12 protein-coding genes are annotated in these 11,565 nt (G+C 71.7%); 7 read left to right on the top strand and 5 right to left on the bottom strand.

Annotated elements, in window-relative coordinates; translation table 11 throughout:
* Both ACZ7MF_RS25530 and ACZ7MF_RS25525 read left to right on the top strand, forming a co-directional pair.
* Entirely contained in the window at positions 1–975 is a 975-nt protein-coding gene (locus ACZ7MF_RS25530; RefSeq protein ID WP_471480028.1) for an aldose epimerase family protein, read from the top strand.
* A gap of 278 nt (positions 976–1,253) precedes the next feature.
* Complete coding sequence (locus tag ACZ7MF_RS25525; protein ID WP_471480027.1) at positions 1,254–2,543, top strand: pyroglutamyl-peptidase I; 1,290 nt, start codon at positions 1,254–1,256, stop codon at positions 2,541–2,543.
* Here the strand turns inward: ACZ7MF_RS25525 and ACZ7MF_RS25520 are convergent.
* The 3 genes from ACZ7MF_RS25520 to ACZ7MF_RS25510 form a co-directional block, all read right to left on the bottom strand.
* Positions 2,515–3,339: an EI24 domain-containing protein gene (locus tag ACZ7MF_RS25520; protein WP_471480026.1), complete on the bottom strand. Its 825-nt coding sequence runs from the start codon at positions 3,337–3,339 to the stop codon at positions 2,515–2,517. The two genes, ACZ7MF_RS25525 and ACZ7MF_RS25520, sit on opposite strands and share 29 nt — an antisense overlap.
* A gap of 82 nt (positions 3,340–3,421) precedes the next feature.
* Complete coding sequence (locus tag ACZ7MF_RS25515) at positions 3,422–3,841, bottom strand: organic hydroperoxide resistance protein (RefSeq protein ID WP_361014774.1); 420 nt, start codon at positions 3,839–3,841, stop codon at positions 3,422–3,424.
* Positions 3,842–3,934: 93 nt separating this feature from the next.
* On the bottom strand, positions 3,935–4,957 hold the full coding sequence (locus tag ACZ7MF_RS25510; protein WP_471480024.1) for an NADP-dependent oxidoreductase: 1,023 nt from the start codon (positions 4,955–4,957) through the stop codon (positions 3,935–3,937).
* A gap of 134 nt (positions 4,958–5,091) precedes the next feature.
* Here ACZ7MF_RS25510 and ACZ7MF_RS25505 point away from each other — a divergent pair, with 134 nt between their 5' ends.
* Entirely contained in the window at positions 5,092–5,547 is a 456-nt protein-coding gene (locus ACZ7MF_RS25505) for a MarR family winged helix-turn-helix transcriptional regulator (RefSeq protein ID WP_471480023.1), read from the top strand.
* An 89-nt stretch (positions 5,548–5,636) separates the two neighbouring features.
* Here ACZ7MF_RS25505 and ACZ7MF_RS25500 read toward each other — a convergent pair whose 3' ends face one another.
* Positions 5,637–6,290, bottom strand: coding sequence for a TetR/AcrR family transcriptional regulator (locus ACZ7MF_RS25500; protein WP_471480022.1), 654 nt, complete (start codon positions 6,288–6,290; stop codon positions 5,637–5,639).
* Between the two features lie 106 nt (positions 6,291–6,396).
* On the opposite strand from ACZ7MF_RS25500, the gene ACZ7MF_RS25495 reads away from it, so the two are divergent.
* Together ACZ7MF_RS25495 and ACZ7MF_RS25490 are read left to right on the top strand one after the other, a co-directional pair.
* Positions 6,397–7,395: a PhnD/SsuA/transferrin family substrate-binding protein gene (locus ACZ7MF_RS25495; RefSeq protein ID WP_471480021.1), complete on the top strand. Its 999-nt coding sequence runs from the start codon at positions 6,397–6,399 to the stop codon at positions 7,393–7,395.
* Between the two features lie 64 nt (positions 7,396–7,459).
* Entirely contained in the window at positions 7,460–8,329 is an 870-nt protein-coding gene (locus ACZ7MF_RS25490) for a GNAT family N-acetyltransferase (RefSeq protein ID WP_471480020.1), read from the top strand.
* Between the two features lie 9 nt (positions 8,330–8,338).
* Here the strand turns inward: ACZ7MF_RS25490 and ACZ7MF_RS25485 are convergent, their stop codons facing one another.
* On the bottom strand, positions 8,339–9,082 hold the full coding sequence (locus ACZ7MF_RS25485) for an SCO2400 family protein (RefSeq protein WP_471480018.1): 744 nt from the start codon (positions 9,080–9,082) through the stop codon (positions 8,339–8,341).
* A 215-nt stretch (positions 9,083–9,297) separates the two neighbouring features.
* Here ACZ7MF_RS25485 and ACZ7MF_RS25480 point away from each other — a divergent pair, with 215 nt between their 5' ends.
* Both ACZ7MF_RS25480 and ACZ7MF_RS25475 read left to right on the top strand, forming a co-directional pair.
* The gene (locus ACZ7MF_RS25480) at positions 9,298–10,464 is read left to right on the top strand and encodes a mandelate racemase/muconate lactonizing enzyme family protein (RefSeq protein WP_471480017.1); all 1,167 of its coding nucleotides are present in this window, start codon (positions 9,298–9,300) and stop codon (positions 10,462–10,464) included.
* Positions 10,461–11,477 (top strand): zinc-dependent alcohol dehydrogenase, encoded by a 1,017-nt coding sequence (locus ACZ7MF_RS25475; protein WP_471480016.1) that lies wholly within the window; start codon positions 10,461–10,463, stop codon positions 11,475–11,477. Before ACZ7MF_RS25480 ends, ACZ7MF_RS25475 begins: the two co-directional genes overlap by 4 nt.
* The last annotated feature ends 88 nt before the right edge of the window (positions 11,478–11,565 follow it).

The following is an 11,565-nucleotide window of genomic DNA, read 5'->3' as shown; positions in this document are numbered from 1 at the left end:
ATGAGCGAACTCTTCGGCACACTTTCCGACGGCACCCCGGTACACCGCTGGACCCTGGAGCGGGCCGGCGTACGGGTACGGGTCCTGTCGTACGGCGGGATCGTGCAGTCGGCCGAGGTTCCGGACCGGGACGGGAACACCGCCGACGTGGTACTGGGGTTCGCGGACCTGGACGGCTACGTGGCGCACCCGGATCCCTACTTCGGCGCGCTGGTCGGGCGGTACGCCAACCGGATCGCGGGCGGGCGCTTCCCGCTGGACGGGCGGACGTACGCGGTGGCGCCCAACGAGGGGTCCAACTCGCTGCACGGCGGCGACCGCGGCTTCGACAAGCGGGTGTGGGACGTGCGGGCGGTCACGGAGGGCGTCCGCCTGAGCCGGGTCTCGCCGCACGGCGAGGAGGGTTTCCCCGGGCGCCTGGAGATGTCGGCGACGTACACGCTGGACGAGTCGGGCGCGCTGCACATCGCGTACGAGGCGGTCACGGACGCCCCGACCGTGCTGAACCCGACGAACCACAGCTACTTCAACCTGAGCGGCTCCGGGCACGCGGGCGGGCACGAACTGCGGCTGGCCGCCTCCCGGATCACGCCGGTCGACGCCGGCCTGATCCCGACGGGCGCCCTCGACGACGTGACGGACACGCGCTTCGACTTCCGGCGGGCGCGCAAGGTCGGCTCGGGCTACGACCACAACTTCGTCCTGGACAAGGGCGTGACCGAGGCCGCCGAGGAGGTCGCCGAGCTGTACGACCCGGCGTCGGGGCGGGTGCTCACGGTGGCGACGACCGAGCCGGGGCTGCAGCTGTACACCGCCGACCACCTGGGCGAGCCCTTCGCCCCCGGGGACGGCATCGCGCTGGAGACCCAGCACTTCCCCGACTCCCCGAACCGGCCCGGCTTCCCGAGCACGGTGCTGCGGCCGGGCGAGGTGTTCCGCTCGGAGACGGTGTACGGCTTCTCGGTACGCCGGTAGGTCACCCCGGGGCCGGGGGCTGAGCCCCGGTCCGGCCGTCAGGTCCCGGACCGGGGCTGCTCACGGGGACGGCGCACTCGCGGGCGTCCCGGGTCCGACGGTAATCGCCCGCGGTGATCCAGCGGTCCGCGAACGGGCGTCCGATCAGGAGTTCGTACGAACCCTTCACAAACAGCCACGAGTCGGTCGGTCACGCGCCATGGCGCGTACCCCCTCCGCCACGCGATACTGCCGCCGTTCCGGCAGCACCCCACGGCGACGGAAGGACCTGGACTCCCTTGAGACCCATACGTGTTCGGATCGGCGTACTCGGACTGGCCCTGGTGGCGGGACTCGCCGCCCCCACGACGGCGACGGCGGCACCCCGGGCGGGCGGCGCCGCCCCCGCACCGACCGTGGAGGAGCGGCGGCTCGACGGGGACGTGCCCCGGGAGATCCTGCGGCGTTCCGGATTCGCCGCGGTGGCACCGGCGTTCGCCCGGGGGCTCGGGCGGGCGGACTCCTACCGCGAGGCGCGTGCCGTCGTGGCGCGCGAGGGCTCGGCGCTGTGGCGACGGGCGGTGGACCGGGTGCAGGGGCGCGGGCCGGCCCGCGGGGACCTCAGCCGGGACGACGACCGCCCGCTGTACTGGGCACGGCTCGGGATGACGCGGGAGCTGCGCGCCTGGGAGCCCGGGTTCGGGCTGGGCGAGCGGCAGCGGGCCGCGCTGCTGACGGAGCTGGAGCGCACCTCGCGCGGCCAGGCCGACCTGCGCCTGCCACGCGGCCACCGCGGCGGGCACGGCAAGGGGCTCAAGCGGGTGCTGCTCACCGGCTTCGATCCCTTCACGCTGGACCGGGACATCCGGATCTCCAACCCGTCCGGCGCCGTCGCACTCGCCCTGGACGGCACGGTGATCGACACGCCGGACGGTCCCGCCCGGGTGGAGACGGCCGTGTTCCCGGTGCGCTGGGCGGACTTCGCCGAGGGGGCGGTGGAGCGGGCGCTGCGGCCGTACCTGCCGCGGGTGGACCTGTTCACCACCGTGAGCCAGGGCCGGGTCGGCCGGTTCGACGTGGAGCGGACCAACGGGGCCTGGCGGGGCGGCTTCCCGGACAACGACAACGTCTCCCGCACGGAGACGGTCCCGGTGGCCGACCCGGCCTCGCAGCCGCAGTGGACGACGACCACGCTGCCGTACGCGGCGATCACGGCGGCGGACACCGGTCGCTTCCCGGTGTACGACAACACGAGTGTGACGGAGATCCCGGCGGGAGGCACCGAGGCGGTCGTACGGCCCGACGGGCCCACGCCCGGGTCGACGGCCCGGGAGGGCGGCGGCGGGAACTACCTCTCCAACGAGATCGCCTACCGCGCGACGCTGCTGCGGGACCGGCTCGGGCTGCACGGCACGCTGCCGGGGGGGCACGTGCACACGCCGGTGCTTCAGTTCGGGGCCGGGAACACCGATCCGGCGACGGGGGCGGTCACCGACCCGGAGTTCGTGCGCAACAGGCTGGACATCGTGGCGCAGGCGCGGGCGATCGTGGCCGTGGCGGTCAGTGCCCCGGGGCCCGACCGGGGCTGAGTGAAGGGTCGGCGGTATCGCCGTCGGACGGGTCGTCGGCGCCGTCGCGGGTCTCCTCGCCCAGCAGTTCCCGGGCGAGGAGCGTGGCACCGGCGACGGCGCCCGGCATCAGGAACACGGCGACGAACGGCACCAGGAAGGACACGCCCAGCGGGGTGCCGAAGCCCCAGACCAGCATCCGGCGGGAGCGCAGGAGGGCGAGGCGTTCGCGCAGCTCGACGCCGCGGCGCTGGAGGGCGACGGAGGCCAGCTCCTCGGTGAGGAAGAAGCCGGTGACGAAGAAACCGACCACCGGGACCACGGTCTGGCCGACGACCGGGATGAAGCCGAGCGCGAAGAGCAGCACGCCCCAGAGCACGGCGCGCACGAGGATCCGCAGGCTGTCGCGGCCGGAGATCCACAGCTCGCGCCAGAGCGGCAGGTGGGACTCTGGTGCCGTGCCGTCCGGGGAGACGTCGCGGTCGACGCGTTCGGAGAGGGCCTCGTAGAAGGGCTGGCCGACCAGCAGGGTCACCGCGGTGAAGGTGAGGACGGACAGGAGCAGGGCGAGGGCGAACAGCACGGCGGTGAGGAAGCCGCGGAAGAGTCCGAGCCAGGGACTCGACCAGTCGTCGGCGAAGGGGGTCACCCACGCGACGAAGTCCTCGCCCCACAGCGCGAGCGCGACCAGCACGCCCACGTACAGGACCAGGGTGATCAGGCCCGGGACGAGTCCGAAGCCGTAGCTCCGGCCGTGCCGGGCCACCCAGCGCTGGCCCTTCAGCAGATGACCGAACCCCGCCCCAAGATCACGCATGGGCGGCACTCTACCGGTCGGCACGCCGGCCCGTTCCCGCTCCCGGACCCGGTTTCGGACCCGGTTCCGGTTCCGGTCCCGGTCAGACGAGCGTCACGGTGATGTTGCCGCGGGTCGCCTTGGAGTACGGGCAGACCTGGTGGGCCTTCTCCACCAGCGACCGCGCGGTGGCGGCGTCGACCGTCGGGATCTCGGCGGAGATCTCGACGATGATGCCGAACCCGTCGTCGTTCTTGCCGATCCCGACCTTCGCGGTGACGGTGGAACCGGAGATGTCGGCACCCTCCGCGCGGGCCACGACGCCGAGGGCGCCCTGGAAGCAGGCGCTGTACCCGGCGGCGAACAGCTGCTCCGGGTTGGTACCGGCGCCGTTGCCGCCCATCTCCTTGGGCGGGTTCACGACGACGTCGAGCTTGCCGTCGTCGGTGGCGACCCGGCCGTCGCGGCCGTTCTCGGCGGTGGCGACGGCGGTGTAGAGAACTTCGGACTGCTGGATGGGCATACGGGTGTCTTCCTCCTAGGTCCGCCGTGACTCGCGCCCACGATCACGACGGATTTCGGAAAGACGCTACCGCATGCCGGAATCTCCCGGAAGTCAGAGCTTGACGATCATCTTCCCGGTGTTGTCGCCGCGCAGGACGCCGAGGAACGCCTCCAGGTTGTTCTCGATGCCCTCGACGACGGTCTCGCGGTACTTCAGCTCGCCGGTGCGGACCCAGGGGCCGACCTCCTCGACGAACTTCGGCTGGAGGTCGTAGTGGTCGCCGACCAGGAAGCCCTCGATGCGGCCGCGGGTCTGGATGAGGCGGGCGAGGTTCTTCGGGCCGGGCGCGGGCTCGGTGTTGTTGTAGACGGAGATCGCACCGCAGATGGCGATGCGGCCGTTCAGGTTGAGGGAGCCGATGGCGGCCTCCAGGTGGTCGCCGCCGACGTTGTCGAAGTAGACGTCGACGCCGTCCGGGGCGGCGGCCCGCAGCTGCTGGCTCACCGGGCCGTTCTTGTAGTTGAAGGCGGCGTCGAAGCCGTACTCGTCGAGGAGCAGCTTGACCTTCTCGTCCGAGCCGGCCGAGCCGATGACCCGCGAGGCGCCCTTGAGCCTGGCGATCTGCCCCACCTGACTGCCGACGGCACCCGCGGCGCCCGAGACGAAGACGGAGTCGCCCTCCTTGAAGGAGGCGGTGCGCAGCAGTCCGGCGTAGGCGGTGAGCCCCGTCATGCCGAGCACGCCCAGGTACGTCGACAGGGGTGCCGCGTCCGGGTCCACCTTGACGGCGTTCTTCGCGTCCAGGGCGGCGTACTCGCGCCAGCCGAAGGAGTGCAGGACGTGGTCGCCGACGGCGATGCCCTCGGCGTTGGAGGCGACGACCTCGCCGACCGCGCCGCCCAGCATGGGCTTGTCCAGCTCGTAGGGGGCGGCGTAGGACTTGGCGGCGCTCATGCGGCCGCGCATGTACGGGTCGACGGAGACGTACAGGTTGCGCACCAGCACCTGCCCGGCGCCCGGGGTGGGGACCTCCGCCTCGACGAGCGCGAAGTCCTCGGGCTTCGGCCAGCCGACCGGGCGGGTGACCAGGTGCCATGCGCGGTTGACGGCGGGGAGGGCGGGGGAGTCGGTCATGGGGCACCTTTCCTGAGGCTTGCTCGGACTCGGTCGGGACCTGCTCGACCTGCTTGCCGAGAATGTTTCATGCTCTGAAACAACCATGCGGCTGAACATTTCAGCTTGTCAAACAAATGGGTACCCTGGTTTCCATGGCCACACCACGCGACACGACCCGCCGACCCGACGCTCTCACCCTTGAAGTCGTCGAACTGATCGGCGAGGTCGTCGCCCGCTTCCACGCGGACTACGAGGAGGCGGCGGCGGAGCGCGCCCTGACCGGGGCGCAGGCCAAGCTGCTGAGCCTGCTGTCGCTGGAGCCGCTGCCGATGCGGAAGCTGGCCCACAAGCTGAAGTGCGAGCCGTCGAACGTCACGGGGATCGTGGACCGGCTGGAGGCACGGGGCCTGGTCGAGCGGCGACCCGACCCCGGCGACCGACGGGTGAAGGTCGCGGCGGCGACGGAGGAGGGGCGCCGGGTGGCCCGGGGACTGCGGGAGTCACTGCGATTCGCGCGGGAACCGCTGGCGGGACTCTCGGAGGCGGAGCGGGTGGCGCTGCGGGACGCGCTGCGCCTGATGGTCGGAGAGGGCTCGCCGGAGGACTGACCCCCCTCACCTCATGTCGAACTCGTACTGCAACTCGCAGAGATGCCCGGCCTTCACCATGACCGTCACCTCGACCCGGGTCGCCCACGTCACCGTGGAGGTCGTCCACCCTCCTTCAGCACGCCTGCATCCCCGAGGGCCAGCCGGACCTCGTGCGCGAAGCCGACGGCGTCTTCGAGTCCGAACGCCGTGCGTTGCAGCACGAAACCATGCAGGAGCGCCATGACTACCCGCGATCCGCGCTCGGGGTCGAGCTCGGCCGGCACGGTGCCCGCCGACTGACCGGCGCGCAGCGCGTCCGCCACGCGCCCGCGGACCCGCTCGAAGCCTGCGTTGGCGCGCTGCCGCAGCCCGTCGTTGCGCAGGAGTTCGGCCCACGACTGGACGGCGCAGCGCAGGAGCTCGTCGACCGGAACGGTGTTGCCGGCCCCGTCCACCGCCTCGTCACCGCTCACCGAGGCCGTCGCCGCCTCGACCAGATCGGCGGCGGTGACGCCCTCGGCCGCCTCGACGACGCGCCCGATCGGATCGAAGATCAGCCGGAACGCCTCCCCGGCGATCTCCAGGATCAGTTCGTCCTTGCCGGTGAAGTAGCGGTACGGGGCGCCGACCGCCACGCCCGCTTCGGCGGCGATGTCGGGCATCGAGGTCTGATGGAAACCGTCGCGGGCGAAGCAGCGCCGCGCCGCGGCGATGATCTGCGCACGGTTCGCCTCCCGGCGAGCAGGGGTGATGCGGGGCACGGGCGGACCCTCCTTCAAACGTGAACGACCATTCGCCTTGACATTGACGTGTCGCGGTTCCAGTCTAAAAGTGAAAGCTCATTCGCGTAAACAGAAGGGGCCTGCCATGGCCGATCGAAGCCTCTCCGTGGGTGTCTACCGGTACGAGCACACCGAACCCCTCCTCGACGGGAGAGTCACGATCGAGGGCGTGAGCGCGAGGTTCGAGACCTCGCCGCTCGTCTCCGACCTCTTCCAGCGCATGGCCGAGGGCGATCTGGACATCGCCGAGTTCGGGCTGACCTATTTCCTGCGCGCCTTCGACCTGGACGACTCGCCGTTCCTGGCTCTGCCGATCTTCCCGAACCGCAACTTCCGCCACTCGGCGTGGTTCGTGAACACCGACAGCGGGATCGAGCGGCCGGAGGACCTGGCGGGCCGGACGGTCGGCGAGTTCGCGCTGTACGGCCACGACCCGGGCGTCTGGAACAAGGGTGTCCTGGCCGACGACTTCGGGGTGACGCCGGACCGGATGAACTGGGTGATCGGTGGCACCGACCACCCCATCCCCTCCTTCGACTGGATCCCCCAGCCCGTCCCGGACGGGGTGCAGGTCCGCCACACCGAGGGCGAGCAGACTCTGGGCGCCATGCTCGAAAGCGGGGAGATAGACGCCCTGCTCTCCGTCGACGTGCCGCAGGGGCTGCTCGACGGTTCGACGCGGAAGGTCCGCCGGCTCTTCCCCGACTACGAGGCCGTCGAGCGCGACTACTACCGTCGTACCGGCATCTTCCCGATGATGCACGTCGTCGCGATCCGCCGCGAGCCGGCCGCCGAGCCCGGCCTGGTGGAATCGGTCTACCGCGCCTTCAACCGGGCCAAGGAGATCGTGCAGGACCGGTACCGGGCCGGCGCCGCGAAGCAGCACATGTCCGTGATCACCCCCTGGTTCAGTGAACTCTTCGCCGAGAACCGCGCGCTGCTGGGCGAGGACTGGTGGCCCTACGGCGTCGGCGCCAACCGCAAGGCCGTCGACACCTTCCTGCGCTACCACTACGAACAGGGCCTGTCCAAAAGGCTGTTGACCTCCGAGGACATCTTTGTCCCTGGCCTGCTCGACACCTGATACCCGGCCTTCGATTCGAACCGCCCCTGCGTCGCCGTCCGCGGGCGACCTGGGACCATGCGGCATGCTCCCGGACGACTGGTACCTCACTCACGACGTCGACGACTTCCTCGGCCGAGCCGGCGGTCTTCTGTCCTCGCGTCCCGCCCTGCACAACACGGCACTGACGGACATCGAGAAGCTGCGGATACGCGGGGCGGCCGAACAGGGCGCCGCAGCCGCCGTCTTCGGCCGGCTCGAGGCACGTGGCGAGGTATCTGCGGTCTTCTATCTCACTCCGCAGGGCCGTCTGGGCCTCACGCCCCTCTCCGTCGAGCAGACCGACACCCTCGCCGCCCGCCTGGCGGGCCTCGGCCACTCCCCCGCCAACGTCGTCGCGGACCGTGACAGCGCCGGCGCCTTCGCCGAGTCGTGGCGGCGGCACACGGGCGCGGCTCCGGAGCTCTTCTGGCGGACGCATCTCTACCGTCTCGGCACGCTCACCGCACCGCAGCCGTCTCCCGAAGGCCGAGGGCGCCCCACGAGCGGCAAGGACCGTGCGCAAGTCGTCTGCTGGTGCCGTGAGTTCTGCGTCGACGTCGGGGAGCAGCGCTCCATCGACCTGATCGACGCCGGCTCCTGGGACGACTCGCGTTTCGGCGACCGGCACTTCACGTGGTGGGAGACCCCGGAGGGCGCCCCCGTGGCGATGGCGGCCGCGACCTCGGTCGTCGGCGGCATGGTCCGGGTGGACCCCGTCTACACCCCGGCCCGCTTCCGCGGCCGTGGCTACGCCGGAGCCGTGACGGTCGAGGTGAGCAGGTCCGCGCTGGCCGCGGGGGCCACGGACGTCGTCCTGTTCACGGACCCGGACAATCCCACCAGCAACGCTCTCTACCGGCGCATCGGGTATCGCCGCGTCGCGGACTTCGCCGGGTACAGGTTCTCCGCGTGAGCGGAACTCCTACGTGCACCACCACAGGAAGCGGTCGCAGGTCTCCGTGGGGGTCGGGTCCGGGGACTCCGGCGGGGTGGGGGTCGTCGTCGGGGGCGGATCGTCGTCGGACTCGGGGGACGACGGGTCCGGGTTCGCGGGGCCGGTGGGGTCCGGGGACGGAGGGCGGGAGGCCGACGGGGAGTCGGGTCCGGTCGCCGTGGGGGACTTCGTGGCCTCCGGGGACGCCGACGGGGACGCCGACACCGTTGTCGACGCCGATGCGTCGGGGGACGCGGAGCCCGAGGCCGTGGTCGTCCGCGCGGTGTCGTCGACCGGGACCGCCGACGCCTCGCCCACCTCCCTCGTCGCCTCGCCGTCCGTCGTCTCGCCGCCCGCCGCGGCCGGTTTCTCCGGGGAGTGCGGGGCGTCCATGCCGAGTTCGGCCAGGCTCAGTCCTCCGGCCGCCAGGACGAAGCCCGCGACGACGAGCAGGGTCCGGCGGCGGCGCCTGCGGTGCGCGGCGGCCTTGCGGTCACGGCGGCTGGACCGGGCGCCGGGAGCGGCGTCGTCCGCACCCTCGTCGGGGGTCTCGTCCGATGTCTCGTCGCGGATCTCGTCGACCGCCGTCGCCTTGTCGGCGAGCCTCGGTGGGGATTTCTCACCCGCCGTCAGGTGGTCCTCCGGCGATCGGAGTTCGTGGCAGGGCGTGCCGCAGCCCGGGCAGGCGAGGGCGCCGTTGAGGTGCCGTCGGCACGGGTGGCAGTAGTCCATGACGCGGGAAGGTTAAGTTCCGGGACGGGCGCGTTCCTAGAGGTCACTGTGAAAGTTGTGTGGGGAAGCACGCGGGGACCGCCTCTCCCCCGCTTGCGAAACTGCCGAAACCGTTATGTGTCCGACCCATTGACACTCCGAGCACCCCGTCCTTACTGTCACGCCAGCATTTCGAACGAGTGACGAAATATCGAACACAGCGAAGGGCAGCCGCCGTGCGCATCACCGGAATCAGCACACACGTGGTCGGGACGCCGTGGCGCAACCTGACCTACGTCCAGGTGCACACCGACGAGGGCATCACCGGAGTCGGCGAGACCCGGATGCTGGGGCACACCGACGCTCTCCTCGGCTACCTGAAGGAGGCCGAGGCCAACCACATTCTCGGTTCCGACCCGTTCGCTGTCGAGGACCTGGTCCGCCGCATGAAGTACGGCGACTACGGCCGCGCGGGCGAGATCGTGATGTCCGGCATCGCGGTCGTCGAGATGGCGTGCTGGGACATCAAGGGCAAGGCTCTCGGCGTCCCGGTGTGGCAGCTGCTGGGCGGGAAGGTCACCGACAAGGTCAAGGCCTACGCCAACGGGTGGTACACCACCGAGCGGACGCCTGAGGCGTACCACAAGGCGGCGCAGGGAGTCATGGAGCGCGGGTACCGGGCGCTGAAGATCGACCCGTTCGGCACCGGGCACTTCGAGCTGGACCAGCAGCAGACCAACTACGCCGTGTCGCTGATCGAGGCCGTGCGGGACGCCATCGGGCCGGACGCCGAGCTGATGCTGGAGATGCACGGCCGGTTCTCGCCGTCCACCGCCGTCCGGCTCGCGCGGGAACTCGCGCCGTTCAAGCCGGCCTGGCTGGAGGAGCCGGTCCCGCCGGAGAACCTCAAGGCGTTGAGGAAGGTCGCCGAGAAGGTCGACATCCCGGTCGCCACGGGTGAGCGCATCCACGACCGGATCGAGTTCCGCGAGCTGTTCGAGGACCAGTCGGTGGACGTCATCCAGCCCGACGTCGGTCACATCGGCGGCATCTGGGAGACCCGGAAGCTGGCCGCGACCGCCGAGACCCACTACACGCTGGTCGCCCCGCACAACGTGGGCGGACCGGTGCTGACCGCCGCCAGCCTCCAGGTCGGCTTCACCTCGCCGAACTTCAAGATCCTGGAGCACTTCAACGACTTCGCGGACGCGGAGATCAAGAAGGTCGTGAAGGGCGCCCCGCAGGTGGACCCGGAGGACGGGTGCTTCCACCTCTCCGACGCGCCCGGTCTCGGGGTCGAGCTGGACACCGACGCGGCGGCGGAGTTCCCGCAGCAGCAGGCGCGGTTCGACCTGTGGGCCGAGGGCTGGGAGAAGCGCGCCCCCAAGGGGGCCGGGGCATGAGTGACGCGGTCCTCGTCGAGGCGCCGGGGGTGCACCGGCTCGTGCCGCACGAGCCGCGTGAACCGGGGCCCGGCGAGGCGCTGGTGCGGGTGCACGCCGCGGGGATCTGCGGCAGCGACCGCGAGGTCTACCAGGGCAACCGGCCCGAGGGGTACGTGCGTTACCCGCTCACCCCGGGGCACGAGTGGTCCGGGACCGTGGAGGGGGTCGGCGCCGGGGTGCCGGGCGCGCTCGTCGGCCGGAAGGTCGTGGGTGAGGGCTTCCGCAACTGCCAGGTGTGCGACCGCTGCCACGCGGGCGAGACGACGCTGTGCACGGCCGGGTACGAGGAGACCGGGTTCACCCGGCCGGGCGCCATGGCCCCGACGCTGACCCTGCCCGCCCGGCTGCTGCACGCCCTGCCCGACGACGCCGATCTCACCGCGGCCGCCCTGCTGGAGCCCGCGGCCTGCATCGCCGCCGCCGCGCTGAAGGCGAACGCCCGGCCCGGCGAGCGCGTCGCCGTCGTCGGCACGGGCACGCTCGGCATGTTCGCCGTGCAGTTCCTGCGCGCCGCCTCCCCGGCCGAACTGCTGGTCGTCGGCACGCGCGGGGACCGGGAGGCGCTGTCGCGGCGGTTCGGCGCGACCGACTTCCGGACCAAGGACCGGCCGCTGACGGACGACTTCGACGTCGTGATCGAGACCGCCGGGTCCGCGGACGCCGCGCGTACGGCCGCCGCGCTGCTGCGCCGGGGCGGGCGCCTGGTGCTGACCGGCATCCCGGCGCCGGGCGCCGACGGCCTCGACCCGACCGACCTGGTCGTACGGCAGCTGGAGGTGCACACCGTCTTCGGGGCGCCGCCGGACGCCTGGGCGCACACGGTGCGGGTCTTCGCGGCCGGTCTGCTCGATCCGCGGCCGCTGGTGACGCACGAGCTGCCGCTCGCGGAGTTCTCCGAGGCCATCGAGCTGGTGGGCTCCGGCGACCCGAAGGTCGGCAAGGTGCTGCTGCACCCCGACGCCCTCCCCTGAGCCGTACGCCGGTGCGGGGGCGACCTGACGGCCCCCGCACCGGCGTACACCACCGGAACGGACGTCGCGCACCGACGCCACCCACGCC

The organism is Streptomyces sp. NPDC111628, from assembly GCF_055635195.1.
The sequence above is the reverse complement of the archived record's forward strand: the minus strand, read 5'-3'. Positions and strand labels throughout refer to the sequence as shown.

Coding starts and splice junctions, on each gene's coding strand:
- ACZ7MF_RS25520 (WP_471480026.1), bottom strand. CDS start 3,339: ATGCGTGATCTTGGGGCGGGGTTCGGTCATCTGCTGAAGGGCCAGCGC.
- ACZ7MF_RS25510 (WP_471480024.1), bottom strand. CDS start 4,957: ATGACCGACTCCCCCGCCCTCCCCGCCGTCAACCGCGCATGGCACCTG.
- ACZ7MF_RS25485 (WP_471480018.1), bottom strand. CDS start 9,082: ATGGACTACTGCCACCCGTGCCGACGGCACCTCAACGGCGCCCTCGCC.
- ACZ7MF_RS25515 (WP_361014774.1), bottom strand. CDS start 3,841: ATGCCCATCCAGCAGTCCGAAGTTCTCTACACCGCCGTCGCCACCGCC.
- ACZ7MF_RS25490 (WP_471480020.1), top strand. CDS start 7,460: ATGCTCCCGGACGACTGGTACCTCACTCACGACGTCGACGACTTCCTC.
- ACZ7MF_RS25495 (WP_471480021.1), top strand. CDS start 6,397: ATGGCCGATCGAAGCCTCTCCGTGGGTGTCTACCGGTACGAGCACACC.
- ACZ7MF_RS25530 (WP_471480028.1), top strand. CDS start 1: ATGAGCGAACTCTTCGGCACACTTTCCGACGGCACCCCGGTACACCGC.
- ACZ7MF_RS25505 (WP_471480023.1), top strand. CDS start 5,092: ATGGCCACACCACGCGACACGACCCGCCGACCCGACGCTCTCACCCTT.
- ACZ7MF_RS25475 (WP_471480016.1), top strand. CDS start 10,461: ATGAGTGACGCGGTCCTCGTCGAGGCGCCGGGGGTGCACCGGCTCGTG.